The organism is Agromyces sp. Y182 (assembly GCF_059445385.1).
Genome location: NZ_JCAIUF010000001.1, coordinates 1,635,954 through 1,652,361 on the forward strand (window position 1 = coordinate 1,635,954; position 16,408 = coordinate 1,652,361).

General features: G+C 69.2%; 15 protein-coding genes and 1 pseudogene. 8 read left to right on the forward strand and 8 right to left on the reverse strand.

Features of this window, described 5'->3' with window-relative positions; genetic code table 11:
* Nucleotides 1-95: 95 nt before the first annotated feature.
* The 3 genes and pseudogenes from AC1C2R_RS07490 (at nucleotide 96) to AC1C2R_RS07500 (ending at nucleotide 2,175) form a co-directional block, all read left to right on the forward strand.
* Nucleotides 96-695 (forward strand): hypothetical protein, encoded by a 600-nt coding sequence (locus AC1C2R_RS07490; protein WP_495379521.1) that lies wholly within the window; start codon nucleotides 96-98, stop codon nucleotides 693-695.
* A pseudogene (locus AC1C2R_RS07495) lies at nucleotides 692-1,798 on the forward strand (dihydrolipoyl dehydrogenase family protein). The gene AC1C2R_RS07490 and the pseudogene AC1C2R_RS07495 overlap by 4 nt, the downstream one beginning before the upstream one ends.
* A gap of 71 nt (nucleotides 1,799-1,869) precedes the next feature.
* Nucleotides 1,870-2,175 (forward strand): EthD domain-containing protein, encoded by a 306-nt coding sequence (locus AC1C2R_RS07500; protein WP_495379522.1) that lies wholly within the window; start codon nucleotides 1,870-1,872, stop codon nucleotides 2,173-2,175.
* 165 nt (nucleotides 2,176-2,340) lie between these two features.
* Here AC1C2R_RS07500 and AC1C2R_RS07505 read toward each other — a convergent pair whose 3' ends face one another.
* The 3 genes from AC1C2R_RS07505 to tdh all read right to left on the reverse strand — a co-directional run bounded on the left by AC1C2R_RS07505 (nucleotide 2,341) and on the right by tdh (nucleotide 5,191).
* Entirely contained in the window at nucleotides 2,341-2,772 is a 432-nt protein-coding gene (locus tag AC1C2R_RS07505) for an SRPBCC domain-containing protein (RefSeq protein WP_495351881.1), read from the reverse strand.
* Between the two features lie 179 nt (nucleotides 2,773-2,951).
* A complete protein-coding gene (locus AC1C2R_RS07510) occupies nucleotides 2,952-4,148 on the reverse strand; it encodes a glycine C-acetyltransferase (RefSeq protein ID WP_495379523.1) in 1,197 nt (398 codons plus the stop codon).
* Complete coding sequence (tdh, locus tag AC1C2R_RS07515; RefSeq protein WP_495351883.1) at nucleotides 4,148-5,191, reverse strand: L-threonine 3-dehydrogenase; 1,044 nt, start codon at nucleotides 5,189-5,191, stop codon at nucleotides 4,148-4,150. Before tdh ends, AC1C2R_RS07510 begins: the two co-directional genes overlap by 1 nt.
* Nucleotides 5,192-5,681: 490 nt before the next feature.
* On the opposite strand from tdh, the gene AC1C2R_RS07520 reads away from it, so the two are divergent.
* The 3 genes from AC1C2R_RS07520 (at nucleotide 5,682) to AC1C2R_RS07530 (ending at nucleotide 8,805) form a co-directional block, all read left to right on the forward strand.
* Nucleotides 5,682-6,932 (forward strand): MFS transporter, encoded by a 1,251-nt coding sequence (locus AC1C2R_RS07520; protein WP_495379524.1) that lies wholly within the window; start codon nucleotides 5,682-5,684, stop codon nucleotides 6,930-6,932.
* A gap of 408 nt (nucleotides 6,933-7,340) precedes the next feature.
* Complete coding sequence (gene nucS, locus AC1C2R_RS07525) at nucleotides 7,341-8,036, forward strand: endonuclease NucS (protein ID WP_495351885.1); 696 nt, start codon at nucleotides 7,341-7,343, stop codon at nucleotides 8,034-8,036.
* A gap of 73 nt (nucleotides 8,037-8,109) precedes the next feature.
* On the forward strand, nucleotides 8,110-8,805 hold the full coding sequence (locus tag AC1C2R_RS07530; RefSeq protein WP_495379525.1) for an HAD hydrolase-like protein: 696 nt from the start codon (nucleotides 8,110-8,112) through the stop codon (nucleotides 8,803-8,805).
* Nucleotides 8,806-8,818: 13 nt separating this feature from the next.
* Here AC1C2R_RS07530 and AC1C2R_RS07535 read toward each other — a convergent pair whose 3' ends face one another.
* A complete protein-coding gene (locus tag AC1C2R_RS07535) occupies nucleotides 8,819-9,229 on the reverse strand; it encodes a hypothetical protein (protein ID WP_495379526.1) in 411 nt (136 codons plus the stop codon).
* Between the two features lie 331 nt (nucleotides 9,230-9,560).
* On the opposite strand from AC1C2R_RS07535, the gene AC1C2R_RS07540 reads away from it, so the two are divergent.
* The gene (locus AC1C2R_RS07540) at nucleotides 9,561-12,419 is read left to right on the forward strand and encodes an immune inhibitor A domain-containing protein (RefSeq protein WP_495379527.1); all 2,859 of its coding nucleotides are present in this window, start codon (nucleotides 9,561-9,563) and stop codon (nucleotides 12,417-12,419) included.
* 56 nt (nucleotides 12,420-12,475) lie between these two features.
* Here AC1C2R_RS07540 and AC1C2R_RS07545 read toward each other — a convergent pair whose 3' ends face one another.
* Together AC1C2R_RS07545 and AC1C2R_RS07550 are read right to left on the reverse strand one after the other, a co-directional pair.
* Complete coding sequence (locus tag AC1C2R_RS07545; protein ID WP_495351889.1) at nucleotides 12,476-13,444, reverse strand: DUF389 domain-containing protein; 969 nt, start codon at nucleotides 13,442-13,444, stop codon at nucleotides 12,476-12,478.
* Between the two features lie 117 nt (nucleotides 13,445-13,561).
* Nucleotides 13,562-14,266 carry a TetR/AcrR family transcriptional regulator gene (locus tag AC1C2R_RS07550; RefSeq protein WP_495379528.1) on the reverse strand — a complete coding sequence of 235 codons (705 nt, stop codon included), beginning with the start codon at nucleotides 14,264-14,266 and terminating at the stop codon, nucleotides 13,562-13,564.
* Between the two features lie 256 nt (nucleotides 14,267-14,522).
* On the opposite strand from AC1C2R_RS07550, the gene AC1C2R_RS07555 reads away from it, so the two are divergent.
* Entirely contained in the window at nucleotides 14,523-15,482 is a 960-nt protein-coding gene (locus AC1C2R_RS07555) for a carbohydrate kinase family protein (RefSeq protein ID WP_495379529.1), read from the forward strand.
* Between the two features lie 57 nt (nucleotides 15,483-15,539).
* Here AC1C2R_RS07555 and AC1C2R_RS07560 read toward each other — a convergent pair whose 3' ends face one another.
* Both AC1C2R_RS07560 and AC1C2R_RS07565 read right to left on the reverse strand, forming a co-directional pair.
* Nucleotides 15,540-15,839 (reverse strand): GNAT family N-acetyltransferase, encoded by a 300-nt coding sequence (locus AC1C2R_RS07560; protein ID WP_495379530.1) that lies wholly within the window; start codon nucleotides 15,837-15,839, stop codon nucleotides 15,540-15,542.
* Between the two features lie 57 nt (nucleotides 15,840-15,896).
* Nucleotides 15,897-16,397: a glutathione peroxidase gene (locus AC1C2R_RS07565; protein WP_495379531.1), complete on the reverse strand. Its 501-nt coding sequence runs from the start codon at nucleotides 16,395-16,397 to the stop codon at nucleotides 15,897-15,899.
* Nucleotides 16,398-16,408 lie beyond the last annotated feature (11 nt).

A 16,408-nucleotide genomic window follows, 5' to 3' on the forward strand; every position in this document is an offset into this window, starting at 1 on the left:
GTAGAGTGACTAGTCATTCTACCTAACAGTGCAACCGCGCATCCACCTTCCAGCGACCCCACTCCGACCGCGCCCTACACACGAACGGAATCCACATGACCTCCACCACCACCCCCACCACCGACCATCGCCCGCCGACGATCGCCACCGCACTCCGAAACCTCTACTTCGCGCGCTTCGGCTTCGCGGTCGTCTGGGCCGTGCTCGTCTTCCTCACCGCAAGCAGCATCAACCCCGTGAGCGCCACACTCCTCGTGCTCTACCCGGTGTTCGACCTCGCTGCGGCCGTCATCGATCACCGCGCGACGCGCGGGACCAAGCCGGCGCCCGTCCTGTACGTGAACATGGCGCTGAGCCTGCTGGCCGCGATCGGCCTCGGCATCGCCGTCACCTCCGGCCTGCCGGCCGTGCTCGTGGTCTGGGGTGCGTGGGCGATCACCGCCGGTGCCGTGCAGCTCATCGTCGCCATCACCCGGTACTCGCTCGGCGGAGCGTGGCCGATGATCCTCAGCGGCGGCATCTCCGTCATCGCCGGCACGGGATTCATCATGATGTCCGGTGGCTCCACCGGTTCCATCGCCACCCTCGCGGGGTACGCCACCCTCGGCGGCATCTTCTTCCTGATCTCCGCACTCCGCCTGCAGCGCGCCGCGAAGAACGCCGCGAAGAGCGGCGCGAAGAGCACCAACCGATGACGGCCACTGAGTACGACGTCATCATCATCGGCGCCGGTCCCGTCGGAGAGAACGTCGCCGACCGCGTCGTTCAGGGAGGTCTCACCGCAGTCGTCGTCGAATCCGAACTCGTCGGCGGCGAATGCTCCTACTGGGCGTGCATGCCCACCAAGGCGCTCCTCCGCGACGCCGCCGCCCTCCGCGCCACCCGGCAGCTTCCCGGCGCCGGCGCGGCGACCATCGGCACGCTCGACGTCGACGCCGTGCTCGCCCGTCGCGACCGGTTCGCGTCCCACTGGCACGACGACGGGCAGGTCGCCTGGTTGAACCACGCCGGCATCACCCTCGTGCGTGGTCACGGGCGTCTCAGCGCCCCGCGAACGGTCGCCGTCACGAGTGAAGACGGTGACGTCACCACGCTCACAGCGCGGCACGCGGTCGTCATAGCCACGGGCACGAGCGCCGCGCTCCCTCCGATCCCGGGGCTGGCGGATGCGGCGCCGTGGACGAGCCGTGAAGCGGTCTCCGCGACGCAGATCCCGAACCGGCTCGCCATCATCGGCGGCGGTGTCGTCGGCACCGAGATGGCGACCGCCTACAGCGCGCTCGGTGCCGAGGTGACGTTCATCGCGCGTGACGGTGTGCTTCCGACGTCGAGCCGTATGCCGCCGAGCACGTCAGGGCCTCCCTCGAACGCGAGGGTGTGCGGGTGATGATCGGCGCCAACCCCAACCGGGTCACTCGCGACGGCGACGGAGCACACGTCGCCCTCGCCGATGGCGAGATCATCGATGCCGACGAGGTGCTCGTCGCCACGGGTCGGAAGCCGAACACGGGCGACCTCGGCCTCGAACTGGTCGGACTCCCGGTGGCCGGCTGGCTGAAGGTCGACGACACTCTTCGGGTCGTCGACTCCGGCGGCGAACTGGTGGACGAGGGCTGGCTCTACGCCGTGGGCGACGTCAACCGGCGCGCATTGCTCACCCACCAGGGCAAGTACCAGGCGCGCGCCGCCGGCGACGATCGCCAGCGAGGTGCCCATCGACCGGCTCTGGCACGCCGTGCCCGCCTACCCCACCATCAGCGAGGTCTGGCTGCGCCTGCTCGAGACCGCCGGACGATGAGGGCGTAGCATCCGAGCAACACCGCATCCCCACCACTTCAGGTTCCACGCCACGTGAGAAAGGACGACATCATGACCACCAAAGTGACACTCATCATCGACAACCCGACCGACCCCGCTGCGTTCGAGCAGGCCTATACGAGGATTCTCGAGCTCGCGCAGCTGCTCCCGACGCTCGAGCGGTTCGAATCGGCGAAGGTCTGGCCGAAGGAAGACCACACGCCCACCCCCGCCTACCGCACGCTCGACCTGTACTTCGACAGCTACGAGCACGCCTCCGCGGCGGTGGCGACTCCGGTCGCCGGCGAGTTCTTCCAGACGCTCGTCGGCACCGGGGCATCCTTCACCGGACTGTTCTCCGACATCGAGCAGCACTGATCGTCGATCACCGCTCGCTCGAGGCCTCCCGTCGATCGGCGGGAGGCCTCACCGGATGCCGCGACGAGCCGCGCCTCGAGATCGGCGAGCGTCGGGCGTGAAGCGGCATCGGGCTGCAGGCGCCCGATGCGAGGCCGCATCGATTCGATCGGGTCGAGGGCGATCTCAGGGACGCTCCGCGATCTGCTTCACACTCGCGACGAGGGAGTCCCACATCCCCTGTGAATGCCGGGCGGCCTCCGCCGTCGGGTTGTTGTCTTGCGAGAGCGTCAGCACGGTGGCACCGTCGCCCTCCTCGAGAGTCCAGGTCAGCGTGTGGTGGTTCTCGGGCACGTCGTCGGCGCCACTCAACGGGCTGAAGTGCGTGTGCACGAGGCGCACCCCGGGCTCGACCGCCAGCACGACGCCGTGATCTTCGTAGGGCTCGCCCTTCCAGACGCCGCGCCAGAGGATCGGGCTGCCGATCGACCAGTCGGTCACGAGCTCGGTACCGAACATGAACTCGCGGGCGGCCGCAGGATCGGTCACCACGGCCCAGACACGCTCCCGTGGGGCGTCGATCGTGATGGTCGACGTCGCGTCGAAGTCTGCGGTCATCTGATCTGCTCCCTCATCGAGTCGACGACCGATGGTGTCGCGGTCGTCGGCATCAGGTTAGGCGCTGCCACCGACGCGGTCTTGCACGAACGCGACACCGCCCGCCGAGCGGCATGACCGATCCCCGGCATCGGCCGCCCGCCGATCGATCATGTGCATCTCGAGACGCTCCTTCGTCCCTACTCGACCGGCGTGCTCGAGGCGACCTCGTCGCGCGCCGCCTCGAACGCGGCGACGCAGCGGCGGATCTCATCGTCGGAGTGCGCCGCCGAGAGCTGCACGCGGATGCGCGCGGCCCCGCGCGGCACGACCGGGAAGCTGAACGCCGTCACATACACCCCGTGCCGCTGCAGCGCTTCGGCCATGCGAGCGGTGAGCGCGGCGTCGCCGAACATCACAGGCACGATCGGGTGCTCTCCGGGCAGCAGCTCGAAACCGGCATCCGTCATGAGCGAACGGAAGAGCGCCGCGTTCGTACGCAACCGCTCGCGCAACTCCCCCGAGCCGGCGACGAGCGAGAGCGCCTCGATCGTGCCCGCCACGATCGCCGGAGCGAGCGTGTTCGAGAAGAGGTACGGGCGCGCCCGTTGGCGCAGCAGGTCGACGATCTCCTGCCTGGCCGCCACATAGCCGCCGGATGCCCCGCCGAGCGCCTTGCCGAAGGTGCCGGTCGTGATGTCGACCCGCCCCTCGACGCCGCAGTACTCGGGCGTGCCGCGCCCATGCTCGCCGACGAAGCCGACGGCGTGCGAGTCGTCGACGAAGACGAGTGCGTCGTAGCGGTCGGCGAGGTCGCAGATCTCGGCGAGCGGGGCGATGTAGCCGTCCATCGAGAACACGCCGTCGGTCACGATCACCCGGCGGCGGGCGTCGGATGCCGCGGCCAGCTGCGCCTCGAGGTCGACCATGTCGCGGTTCTTGTAGCGGTACCGCTGCGCCTTCGAGAGCCGGATGCCGTCGATGATCGAGGCGTGGTTGAGCTCGTCGGAGATGATCGCATCGTCGGCCCCGAAGAGCACCTCGAAGACACCGCCGTTCGCGTCGAAGCACGAGGAGAAGAGGATGGTGTCGTCGTAGCCGAGGAAGTCGGAGACGCGCTGCTCGAGCTCGAAGTGCAGCTCCTGCGTGCCGCAGATGAACCGAACGCTCGCGAGCCCGTAGCCCCACTCGTCGAGACCGGTGTGCGCCGCCGCGACGATGCGCGGGTCGTTCGCGAGCCCGAGGTAGTTGTTGGCGCAGAAGTTCAGCACCGCGCGCCCCTCGACCTCGATCTCGGACGACTGGGGCCCGTGGATGCCCCGCTCGCGTTTGGTGAGGCCGGCCGCGTCGATCTCTTCGAGCTCGGCCCGCAGTTGCCCGCGAATGGTTCCGTACATCAGAGCTCCGTCCAATCGAGGATGACCTTGCCGACGCCGCCCGAAGCGGCAGCATCGAAGGCTGCACGCCATTCGCGGGCCGGGTAGCGGTCGCTGATGATCGAGGCGACCCGCGACCGCAGCTCGGCGCTCGTCTGCAGCATCGCGCTCATCGAGTTCCACGTTTCGAACATCTCGCGACCGTAGATGCCCTTCATCGTCAGCATGTGGGTGACGACCTTGCCCCAGTCGATCGCGTACGGCTCGCTCGGCAGGCCGAGCAAGGCGATGCGACCGCCGTGGTTCATGTTCTCGATCATCTCGGGCAGCGCCTTCGCCGATCCCGACATCTCGAATCCGACGTCGAAGCCCTCGCGCATGCCGAGGCGCGGTTGCACGTCGGCGATGCGTTCGCGTGAGACATCCACGACCGCGTCGGCGCCCATCTCGCGCGCGAGCGACAAGCGTGCGGGCGAGACATCCGACGCGACGATGAACCGGGCGCCGACATGACGTGCCACCGCGATCGACATGAGCCCGATCGGGCCGCAGCCCGTGACGAGCACATCTTCGCCGACGACCGAGAAGGTGAGGGCGGTGTGCACCGCGTTGCCGAAGGGATCGAAGATCGCTCCGACCTCGGGATCGACCTCGGCGTGGTGCACCCAGACGTTCTCGCCGGGCAGCACGACGAACTCGGCGAAGGCGCCGTCGCGGTGCAGGCCCACGCCCTTCGTGCGGATGCACATCTGGCGACGCCCCGCACGGCAGTTGCGGCACATGCCGCACACGATGTGCCCCTCGCCCGAGACCCGGTCGCCGACGGCGACGTCGTGCACGAGCGGCCCGACCTCGACGACCTCGCCGGAGAACTCGTGGCCGGGGATGAGCGGGGCGGCGATCGTCGACGCTGCCCAGTCGTCCCACTGCTCGATATGCAGGTCGGTGCCGCAGATACCGGTGCGCAGCACTCGGATCTTCACATCGCCGGGGCCCGTCTCGGGCTCGGGCCGGTCGACGTACTCCAGACCGGCACCGGGGGCGGGTTTGTAGAGGGCCTTCATCGATAACCTCGTTGTTCTCTGGTACTCGAGCCGGGGGTGTTCGGCTCTGGGTCGGGGTATCCGGGTCGTGTCCGGTGGCTCCGAGCGCCAGTCAGTTCATGGTAGCCACGGATGCCGCGGCATCCGTCACCCGTGACACCCACCCGACCCACCCGATCGACCCGCCCGACCCGACCCACCCGATCGACCCGCCCCACCCGACCCACCCGACCCACCCGATCGACCCGCCCCACCCGACCCGACCCACCCCGACCCACCGCACACCCACCCGACCCACCCCCACCCGACCACGCGTCGAGAGTGCGGTTCGTGTCGCTATTCCGCGCGCATACCGACACGAACCGCACTCTCGGCGTCGGATGGAGCCGGGCGAGGCGAGGCGACGAGGTGAGTGCGCCGGTTGCGGCCGCGCGAGGTCGCCGATATCGTTCTCGAGTCAGGGTTGTCGAATCGATTCGATCGGCCTCGTGACGACGATGAGACAGAGACGATGAACGAGACTCCCCACACTTCCGACGCCCCTGCGACGACCGCCCGCCCGCCGCGCGAGCTCGTAGCATGGCGGAACGCCGTCTTCGCGATCTTCTTCCTCAGCGGACTCAGCATGGCGAGCTGGGTCGCCCGGATCCCCGCCATCCGCGACGACACGGGCCTCAGCACGCAGGGCGTCGGCCTCGTCATCCTCGCCGGGTCGATCGGCTCGGTACTCGGGCTCGTCGCGGCCCCATGGCTGCTTGCGCGGCTCGGCGCCCGCACCGGCATGATCTCGGCACTCGTCACCGTGTCAGTGGGGCTCGTGCTCGTCGGCATCGGCGGCGCTGCGCTGCCCTCGGTGCCGATCGTCATCATCGGCCTCGTGCTCTTCGGCTTCGGCAACGGCGCGGTCGACGTGATGATGAACGTCGAGGGCGCGGAGGCCGAGCGTGAGATCGGCAAGACCGTCATGCCACTCATGCACGCCTTCTTCTCGTTCGGCACGGTCGCCGGAGCGGGGCTCGCCGCCGCGGCATCCGCTCTGCACGTGCCGGTGTCGGTGCACTTCAGCGTCGCCGCCGTGCTCATCGCAGTCGCCATCGTCATCGCGGTGCGCTATGTGCCGCTGCGCGCAGAGGTCGGCGACGACACCCATGCGGATGTCCCGCGGCCGCCGTGGACGCAGCGACTGCGTGAGAACCTCGCGGTGTGGGGCGATGTTCGACTGCTCCTCATCGGCGTCATCATGCTCGGCATGTCGTTCGCCGAGGGATCGGCGAACGACTGGCTCGCCCTCGCCGTCGTCGACGGGCACGGCTTCGACGAGACCATCGGCGCGATCATATTCGGTGTCTTCACGGTGGCGATCACCGTCGCCCGAGTGCTCGGCGGGCCGGCGCTCGACCGCTTCGGCCGCGTGCCCGTGCTGCGCACGCTCGCGATCGTCGGCATCCTCGGCTTGGGCCTGTTCATCTTCAGCACCGAGCCCTGGATGCTCATCGTCGGCACCGCCCTCTGGGGCATCGGGTGCTCGCTCGGCTTCCCCGTCGGCATGTCGGCGGCGGCCGACGATCCCCATCGCTCCGCCGCGCGGGTGAGCGCCGTCGCGATCATCGGCTACTGCGCGTTCCTCGCCGGGCCGCCGCTGCTCGGCTTCCTCGGCGAGCACTTCGGCATCCTGAACGCGCTGCTCGTGATCCTCGGGCTGCTCGTGCTGTCGGCGCTCGCGGCGCCCGCCGCGCGCGAGCGCTCCCGCGCCGCAGCCTGACGCCCGTCCGCGGCGGCCGCCGCGAGGCATCCGCTCGGCACCTGCACTCCCGCCCGCCCGCGGCCTGCACTCCCGCGCGCCCGCGCCCTCGTTCGTTGCACCTCCGCGCCCCAACACCCGCCCCTCCGTGCCCCAGCCCCCGCCCCCCTCCGCACCCCTGCAGCAATTCAGGTGTGGAGGAGCGTGTCGCGGCGTGTCGACGGCAACCGGCCAGTGCGACACACCTCCGCTCCTGAATTGCTGCAGGGGGGCGGAGGTTCGGGGTGGGGGCGGGGGGCGGGGGTGCGGGCGGGGGAGGGTCGGAGGTCGCGCGAACTCTCAGAGCAGACACACAGAAGGGGGCGGGGAGCGGCGCACGGACGGGGCCCGGCCGCCCCGCGGCATCCGCTCGGCAAGTAGACTCGCCGGGTGCGTCTCGTCATCGCCCGCTGCTCCGTCGATTACGCGGGGCGCCTCGCGGCCCATCTCCCGCTCGCCACCCGCCTGCTGATGGTGAAGGGCGACGGCAGCCTGCTCGTGCACTCCGACGGCGGCAGCTACAAGCCGCTCAACTGGATGAGCCCGCCCTGCACGCTCACCACGCTCGAGCCCGACGACGACCAGCGCTCGGCCGGCATCGTCGAGCTGTGGAAGGTCGTGCACCAGAAGACCGCCGACCAGCTGATCGTCTCGATCCACGAGGTGCTGCACGACTCGGCGCACGAGCTCGGCATCGACCCGGGCCTGCAGAAAGACGGCGTCGAGGCGCACCTGCAGAAGCTGCTCGCCGAGCAGATCGAACTCCTCGGCGACGGCCACCGGCTCGTGCGTCGCGAGTACATGACGGCGATCGGCCCGGTCGACATCCTGGCGACGGATGCCTCGGGCGCCTCGGTCGCCGTCGAACTCAAGCGCCGCGGCGACATCGACGGCGTCGAGCAGCTGACCCGCTATCTCGAACTCATGAACCGCGACCCGCACCTCGCCCCCGTGACCGGAGTGTTCGCCGCGCAGGAGATCAAGCCGCAGGCTCGCACCCTCGCCGAAGATCGGGGCATCCGCTGCGTCGTACTCGACTACGACGCGATGCGCGGAGTCGATGGCGGGCACGCCCGGCTGTTCTGATCCGTCGCTCCGATCGTCGACGCGAACGTCGAGTCTGAGAATCGCTCAGCGACAAGCCCCCTAGGATGTCACGGTGACTACCGAGACCCTGACGATCCCGCCGGCAACGCCGCCGACCCGCACCTGGTCGGCCGTGCTCTTCGACCTCGACGGCACGATCGTCGACTCGGCATCCGACATCACCGGCTCCCTCGCCCACATGTTCGAGAAGATGGGCCTGCCCGTGCCGAGCGAGGAAGAGCTCCGCTCCTACGTCGGCCCGCCGCTGCTCGACAGCCTGCGCATGACGGCCGGCTTCAACGACGCCGAGGCGTGGGAAGCGCTCAACGTCTACCGCGAGCACTACGGCGAGCACGTGCTGCGCTCCCCCGTGTTCCCCGGCGTCGCGGGCGTGCTCGAGCGACTGCATGCCGCCGGCATCCCGGTCGCGCTCGCGACGTCGAAGCCCGAGTCGATGGCACGCAAGGTGCTCGACCACCAGGGCCTCAGCCAGTACTTCACCGTCATCGCCGGCGCGAGCGACGACGAAGAGCGCAGCACGAAGGCCGACGTCGTGGCAGAGGCGCTCCGACGGCTCCACGCGGAGGGCATCACCACGGAGCACGCGGTGATGGTCGGCGACCGCGGGTACGACACGCTCGGTGCGCTCGCGAACGGCGTGCCCACGATCCTCGTCGAGTGGGGCTACGGCTCGCCCGCCGAAGCCGCCGACGCGATGGCGGTCGTGCATTCGGCCGACCAGCTTCGCGCCCTGCTGCTCGGCTCGTAGCCGGTCTTCGCCGCTAGTAGCCCGTCTTCGCCGCGACCTGCACGGTGAACGACACCGTGTCGCCGCTCGCACCGTTCTCGAGCGTCACGTCGGTCTCCCCCACCGCCTTCGCGGAGAGGCCGGGGTTGAACTGGGCGCTTCCGTCATCGCGCCCGGGCGTGAATTCGACGATCGCGGGGTCGTCGATCTCGGCGCTCCACTCGGTGAACGTCTCGTCGTCGCCCGTCAGGTCGATCGTTCCCCCCTCGTCGACCTCGATCGTCGTGCCGTCGATCTCGCCGAGGTCGGCGACGACGGGCGGCAACGTGCTCCCGTCGCCCGATGCGCCGGCACAGGCCGCGAGCGCGACGATGGTCGCCGACACCAGCATGACGACGGATGCCGCGCGCAGACGATGCCCGGCCTTGCCCTTGCGGTGACCCATCGCTGTTCCCCCTCAACGATTTCGCGCGGGCCGGGTTCCGCCCCGCCCCGGTTTCGCCCAGCGTAGACCGACGGATGCTTCGCGGCCAGCGACGATTCCGATCGACCTTTCACGGCGTCGACGCACAGATCACCCCCGAACGAGTGATGCACGGCAGTGATCGACGATTTCTGCCGGTGGCGCGCAACGGACGTGCGTCGTGCTCGAGCAAAATCGTCAGGGCTCTTCCATAGACGATGCAAAGCACGGCAGGATTCCCAGTACGTTCGCCCACCGACGAACGTCGTTCACGCCCCACGGTCACCTCCGAGGGGCGCTCGAAGGGAGAAGCATGTCTGGATTCACCACCCGCGCGCGGAGGCGCGCGGTTGCGGTCCTCCCGGTATTCGCGCTCGCTGCCACCGGTCTGGTGTCGGTCGGGGCGAGTAGCGCGGCCGCGGCTGAATCGCCGGTCTCACCACCGGTGATCAGCGACTCCGAGTACTACATGAACTACGTCGCCCCGCGTATGGAGCAGGCGTTCGGCACCGACGACGAGCTGGTGGGCGACGCCACCGCGCAGCGTAGCGCGGGCACCCTCGCCACTGAGGCCGAGGCGTTCGACCAGAAGTTCTCGCAGGGCAACCCGCTCGCAGCAGAGGGGCTCGCTCAGCTCGAGGCCGCATCGATCGAGACCGGTAAGAGCCCCGGTCAGCTCAAGCGCGACAGGCACTGGGATCGCGGCCGAGACAAGAACCACCACAAGAAGCCCGACTACAAGCAGGCTGATGAGACGCAGGAAGCGAAGCTGCTCACCATCCTCGTCGAGTTCAACGACAGCGCGAACGACGACTTCTCCGGCACCTACGTGCCGAACGAGTTCGGTGCGACCGAGTGCAAGCCCGGCGAGGTGGCGAACGGGCCGCTGCACAACAACATCCCGAACCCGGCCGACTACGAGCTCGAAGACAACAACTCGATGTGGGTCGCCGACTTCTCGTCGGAGCACTTCAACAAGATGCTCTTCACCGACAAGGGCATCACGGAGCGGGTTCGCAAAGACCTGAAGGGTCCCGACGGGCGCCGCGGCATCGACATCTCGGGCCACACGATGAAGGCCATGTACGAGGAGATGTCGCACGGCGCCTATACGGTGACCGGCGAGGCCACTCCCTGGATCTCGGTACCGCACTCTGAGGCCTACTACGGCGCGAGCCTCTGCTTCCAGAACGAGGAGGGGGTTTACGAGGCCGGAGCGATCCAGGACATGCAGGGTCACCCCGACAACCCGCTCGGTCCGGGCCAGCTCCCGATCGACGCGGTCGAGGCACTCGCCCAGGCACAGCCCGACTTCCCGTGGGCCGACTACGACGTCGAAGACCAGGGCGACCGTGACGGCGACGGCGACTTCTTCGAGCCCGATGGAGTCATCGACCACGTCGTGCTCGTGCACGCCGGTGAAGACAAGTCCGGCGGCGGCGGCGCCGAGGGCACGTACTCCATCTGGGCGCACTCCTCCGCCGTCGCAGGCGGCGCGGACATCCCCGGTACCGACCTCAAGCTGTCGAACTACATCGTGCAGCCCGAAGACTCGGGCGTCGGCGTGTTCGCACACGAGTACGGCCACGACCTCGGCCTGCCCGACCTCTACGACACCTCGGGTGCCGGAGACTCCGACATCGACTTCTGGGACCTGATGTCCTCGGGCTCGCACTCGGGGCCGATCTTCCAGTCGATGCCGACTCACATGGGCATCTGGGACAAGTGGATGCTCGGCTGGGCCGACCCCGTCGAGGTCAACCCCGGTGATGCTCCGAGCACGATCAACGTGGGGCAGAACTCCCGCCCGTTGGTCGGCACCGAAGACGGCGTGAAGATCAATCTTCCCGACAAGGTGATCACCATGGCCGAGCCGACCAGCGGCGAGAACATGTGGTACACCGGCGCCGACCAGGACTGGGGCGACATCCGCATCGTCCGCAGCCTCGACGTGCCCGCCGACGCGAAGTTCTGGTTGAACAGCAACTTCGTCATCGAACAGGACTGGGACTTCGGCTTCATCGAGGTCTCGACCGACGGCGGCACGACGTGGACCGAGCAGAAGGTCTACGACGAGGCCGGTGCTGAGGTCTCGACGCCCGACGGCTACGCCGACCCGAACGGCAATCTGGCGACGTTCGGCAACAAGAAGTACGGGCTCACGGGCACGTCGAACGGTTGGCAGAAGCAGTACGTCGACCTCTCTTCGTTCGCCGGCACGACGGTGAGCCTGCGCCTGCGGCTCGCGACCGACGCCGCGTTCCAGGAACGCGGTTGGTTCGCCGACGACTTCGCCCTCACGAGCGGAGCCGAGACCGTCTGGAGTGACGATGTCGAGAGCGGTGACAACGGCTGGACCACTGAGGTCGAGACGTTCGCCGCGACGACCGGCCCCGGCTGGCGCACCGACACCGGTACGTCGGTGAAGGCGCAGTACTACATGGTCGAGTGGCGCAACTTCGACGGCTTCGACGAGGGGCTGCAGTACGGCTACAACTCCGTGTACAGCGCGGGTGCGTGGAAGGTCGAGAAGATCAAGTACAACGCCCCCGGGGCGCTCATCTGGTACCGCGACACGACGTACGGCAACACGAACCACGTGGTGTCGAACGAGACGGCGCTGCCGAGTGCCGGCGCCAAGGGCGGCCTGCTGATCGTCGACAGTCACTTCGACCCGCTGCGCCGTACCGGTGAGGCGGCCGAGATCGACCCGACGACGACCGACAACATGCCCTCGCGGGCGCAGTCCTCGAACGCCGCGTTCGGCCTCGAGAAGACGTACCGCTTCACGGAGTGCATCACGGGCGCCGACGTGACCGACGAGTACTGCACCGACGTGCGCTCTCAGAAGCCGGTGAGCACCTTCACCGACGACCAAGGCTGGGTGCCGGGCATCGAGATCCGAAACGGAACCGACCTGTACTACCGGTTGCGCAACGGTTCGGTCGTGGTTCCGTCGGTCGGCAACGCGCCGTACACCACCCGCGTCGTCGATGAGAACGGCAAGCCGCTGCCCGAGTTCTACGGACTCGAGGTGCAGCCGGGCATGACGCTCGGCACCGGCAACCCCGCTGACGCGGGCGTCGGCTACGGCACCGTGATCGAGGTGAAGAAGGCGCTCAAGCGCAACACCTCGGCGCTGATCAAGATCACCCCGCCGACCGCGGGCTGATCCAGCGACACCGCAGCGACGAGGCGTCGGCCCCTCCGGGGTCGGCGCCTCGAGCGTCAGCGGCGTCTGTCAGGCCGAGCGAGCAGGCGACGCTCGCGCCGCCGCAGCGCTCGACGTTGCACGGCGAGTTGCACGGCGAGCGTGAGCACCCCGCCGGTGACGATCGAGACGAGGTTCACGAGCAGTTGCACGGTCGAGCTACCGGCCTGTGACCACTGCCCGTCGGCGACCGCGACGGCGATCGCGCCCGCCGCGGGAATGGTCGTCACCGAGATGAGCACGCCGATGAGCGCACCCGACTTCGCCGAGGTGAGCGAGAGCACACCCGCGATGCCGGCCAGGAAGCCGACGATGTAGCTGAGCGCCCCGGGCTGCCAGATGAACTCGGTGAGCGGATGCTCCTGCGACAGCGGGTCGATGGGGAAGATGCCGATGGCCTCGAGCAGGAGCGCGAACCCGATCGTCACGAGGATCGCCGCACTGTACCCGATGAGCAGGGTCGCCGCCGAGCGCCAGGCCACCCGAGGTCGGCGGCGCACGATGCCGACGGCGATGGCCGCGAGCGGGCCGAAGTCGGGCCCGACGACCATCGCCCCGACGATGAGGATGGGTTGGTCGGTGACCACGCCGACCGCGGCGATGAGCGTGGCGACCGTCATGAACACGAGGAACGTCGCCGACAGCCGCACCTCGTCGTCGGTGCGGGCCTCGACCTCCTCCCAGACGACGGCGTCGTCGTCGTTGCCGAACACCGCTGCTGCGCTGTGGCGCCGCTTGCGGCCGAGTGCGAGGTCGACGGACTCGATGGCGATGGAACCCTGTTCGTCGAGGCCGACGCCGTGCAGCTCGGCGAGGAGGGAGCTCGTTGCATCGCGTTCGACGTCGCAGAGGATCACGTCGCCGACGGGGTCGGCTCCGGCGCCCGGCAGCACGATGAGGTTCGCAACGGGCGCGTCGGGGGCGAGCAGTAGCCGGTCGACGTCGGCCCGAAGCGCCTGCGGCACGATCATTCTCAGATGAAGCACGGTGCAAGTCTGGCGCGAGCGGATGCCGTCGCCCGGCCGGCGGGGCCGGTCTGTAGGACATCCGCCGCTTCGTAGGACGGCGCGCAATCCGCTTCCTCCTCCGTACCGAGGAATGTCCTACATCACGGTTGGAGAGGAGATCGGAGAGGCGCGCGGCGCATCGAGCGAAGCTGCGAGCACGCCGTCGAGCAGGCGATCCAGGCTCCAGGTGAAAGAGTCGTCGACCCCGGAGGCCGGCTCGGCGCCGGCCACAAGGTGCGCGGTCGCTTCCGTGAGCGGGTGGCTCGCGGCATCCGTCCACAGCGCGCCCGGCGACGTTCGAGCAGCGGATGCCTCGGGGTCGCCCGTTCGCTCGGCCGCATCGAGGGCGGCGACTCCGAGCACGTGGGCGCGCACGGCGTGTGCGGCCCGTGCGGCGTCGGCGAGCGGCATCCGCTCGCCCATGAAACCGGCGATGAGGGTTTCATTCAAGCCGAGCGCGTGCTGCCCTTCGAGCGGACCGCTCGTCACGAGCACCATCGCGCCGGTGTGCTCGGCGAGGCGGGTGCGCAGCGCCGCGGCGAGCGCGTGCACCCTGCCCCGCCACGGGAGCGCCGGGTCGGATGCCGCGGCGAGGTCGAGACTCGAGAGGAGCTCCTCGACCATCGCACGGAGCAGCGCGTTCTTCGACGGGAAGTAGGTGTAGATCGCGGTGGGCGTGAGCCCGAGCGCCGCGGCGACCCCGCGCACGGAGACGGCGGCGAAGCCCTTCCGCTCGAGGATCTCGAACGCGGCGTCGACGATGTCGACCTGGCTGACGCTGCGCCTCGGTCCGGGTTTCATGGTGCTGGGTGCTCCTCGGGGTCTCACCCCTATTCTCCCGGCTCGCGTGCACCCTCTCGCACCACTCCTCGAACTCCGGCGCGCTACGACCTTTTGCCCGACCACGGATGATGCGTACGACCGTCTCCCGGCAAAAGGTCGTGGGGAGCGACGCGCCGTGCGGCACACGCCTCGCCCGCGGCGCGTACGATCGTGCCGACGCGGTTGCTCGAGCGCGGCTCGGGCGAGATCGGGCCGCGATCGGAGGAGGGAACGCATGACGCGACCGGCACGCATCGTCGTCATCGGCGATGCTCTCATCGACGAGATCCGCGATCCGCACGGGTCGCGGGAGTTCGTCGGCGGCGCCGCGCTCAACGTGGCAGTGGGCCTCGCACTGCTCGGCGAAGCCACCACTCTCGTCGCCATGCTCGGCGACGACGAGCCTGCGGAGCGGGTGCGACAGTACCTCCGCGACTACCGGGTGAAGCTCATCGAGAGCCCGTCGGAGCACGGCACCTCGCGTGCCGTCTCCGACCGAACCGACGGCGAGCCGCGCTACGAGTTCAACGAGGCCGCGCAGCGGCGACGCATCCGATTCGACGAAGCCACGCGCGCGGCGATCGACGAGGCGGATCTCGTGGTGGTGAGCTGCTTCCCCTTCGATGACGCCGACCAGGCGGCCGAGCTCGCTGCGGCGATCGAGCGACCGGCCGAGCGACTCATCATCGACGGCAACCCGCGGGCCGGCATGCTGGCCGATCGCGAGGTCTTCCTCGAGCAGTTCGTATCGGTCGCCGCGACGGCCCTGCTCGTCAAGGTCGGCGACGAAGACGCCGAGCTGCTGCTCGACGCCCCGCTTCCGGAGTTCGTCGAGCGGCTCCGAGCACCCGCGACGAGCGAGCAGGCGACGAGCGAGGCGACGACGGATGCCCCGGCTCCCCGCTCCCCTGCGATCCTCGCGACAGCGGGGCGGGCCGGCGCGACCGTGCACCGCGACGGAGCCCCCGTGCACGCCGGCATCGTCGAGCTGCCCGGACCGATCGTCGACACGATGGGCGCCGGCGACGCGACCCTCTCGGCCGTCGTGCACCACATCGCGGTGCACGGGATGCCGCGCACCATCGAGCGCTGGGCCGACGCGCTCGATGAGGCGATGACCATCGCCGCCGCGACCGTGCGGCACGAGGGCGCGTTGCTGCGCCTGCCAGCGGGGCCACCCGTGCTTGCGAGCTGAGGCTGGGCTGGGCTGGGCTGGGCTGGGCTGGGCCAGCCTCGGCCGCGGAGGCTCGCCTCACCGCACGAATCGCACCTCGCGCACCTCGCGCACCTCGCGCACCTGCCAGTCGTCTTCGATCTTCGAGGCGTCGTCAAGCTCGAAGCCGTTGCGACGGGAGAACGCCTCCGCCCCGGGGTTGTCGTCGAGCGCCCACAGGTAGCCGGGCCGATCGCCGATGGCCGCGTCGAGCAGCGTCTGCCAGACGCCCGTACCGTGGAACTCGTCGAGCACGTAGAGACCCTCGAACTCGAGGTCACGGGGGCCGTCGGTCGAACCGATCGGCGGTGCGACCGAGCTGCGATCCTTCGAGCTCACGCCACTCGCCGTCTCGCCGCCCATCGAACGGGCGGGGGGCGCGCCGCCCGGCTGAGCTCAGTCCGCCGGGCGCACCACCGGCAGCGCGGCCTCGATCGCCTCGATCACTTCGGGCGCGTCGGGCTCGGTCTGCGGGCGGAACCGCAGCACCTCGCGATCGGGCGTGACGAGAAACTTCTCGAAGTTCCAGGTGACGCGGCCGGCCTTGCCGGCGGCATCCGGTGCCTGCTTCAACTCGGTGTAGAGCGGATGCTCCTGGCGCCCGTTCACCCGAATGCGATCGAAGATCGGAAACGTGATGCCCCACGTCGTCGAGCAGTACTCGCTGATCGCCTCGTTGCTCGAGAGTTCCTGCAGGAACTGGTTGCTCGGGAACCCGAGCACGGTGAAACCCGCCTCGCCGTACGTGCGTTGCAGCTCCTCGAGCTTCGCGTACTGCGGGGCCAGCCCGCACCGCGAGGCGACGTTGACGATGAGCACGGCTTTGCCCGTGTAGTCGCCGAGCGTCGTCGTGCTGCCGTCCATGGTCGTGATGGGGATCTCATCGATTCGGTTCATCATCGCCTCCG

Coding starts and splice junctions, on each gene's coding strand:
- AC1C2R_RS07510 (WP_495379523.1), bottom strand. CDS start 4,148: ATGTACGGAACCATTCGCGGGCAACTGCGGGCCGAGCTCGAAGAGATC.
- AC1C2R_RS07520 (WP_495379524.1), top strand. CDS start 5,682: ATGAACGAGACTCCCCACACTTCCGACGCCCCTGCGACGACCGCCCGC.
- AC1C2R_RS07555 (WP_495379529.1), top strand. CDS start 14,523: ATGACGCGACCGGCACGCATCGTCGTCATCGGCGATGCTCTCATCGAC.
- AC1C2R_RS07565 (WP_495379531.1), bottom strand. CDS start 16,397: ATGAACCGAATCGATGAGATCCCCATCACGACCATGGACGGCAGCACG.
- AC1C2R_RS07535 (WP_495379526.1), bottom strand. CDS start 9,229: ATGGGTCACCGCAAGGGCAAGGCCGGGCATCGTCTGCGCGCGGCATCC.
- tdh (WP_495351883.1), bottom strand. CDS start 5,191: ATGAAGGCCCTCTACAAACCCGCCCCCGGTGCCGGTCTGGAGTACGTC.
- AC1C2R_RS07490 (WP_495379521.1), top strand. CDS start 96: ATGACCTCCACCACCACCCCCACCACCGACCATCGCCCGCCGACGATC.
- AC1C2R_RS07500 (WP_495379522.1), top strand. CDS start 1,870: ATGACCACCAAAGTGACACTCATCATCGACAACCCGACCGACCCCGCT.
- AC1C2R_RS07550 (WP_495379528.1), bottom strand. CDS start 14,266: ATGAAACCCGGACCGAGGCGCAGCGTCAGCCAGGTCGACATCGTCGAC.
- AC1C2R_RS07505 (WP_495351881.1), bottom strand. CDS start 2,772: ATGACCGCAGACTTCGACGCGACGTCGACCATCACGATCGACGCCCCA.
- AC1C2R_RS07540 (WP_495379527.1), top strand. CDS start 9,561: ATGTCTGGATTCACCACCCGCGCGCGGAGGCGCGCGGTTGCGGTCCTC.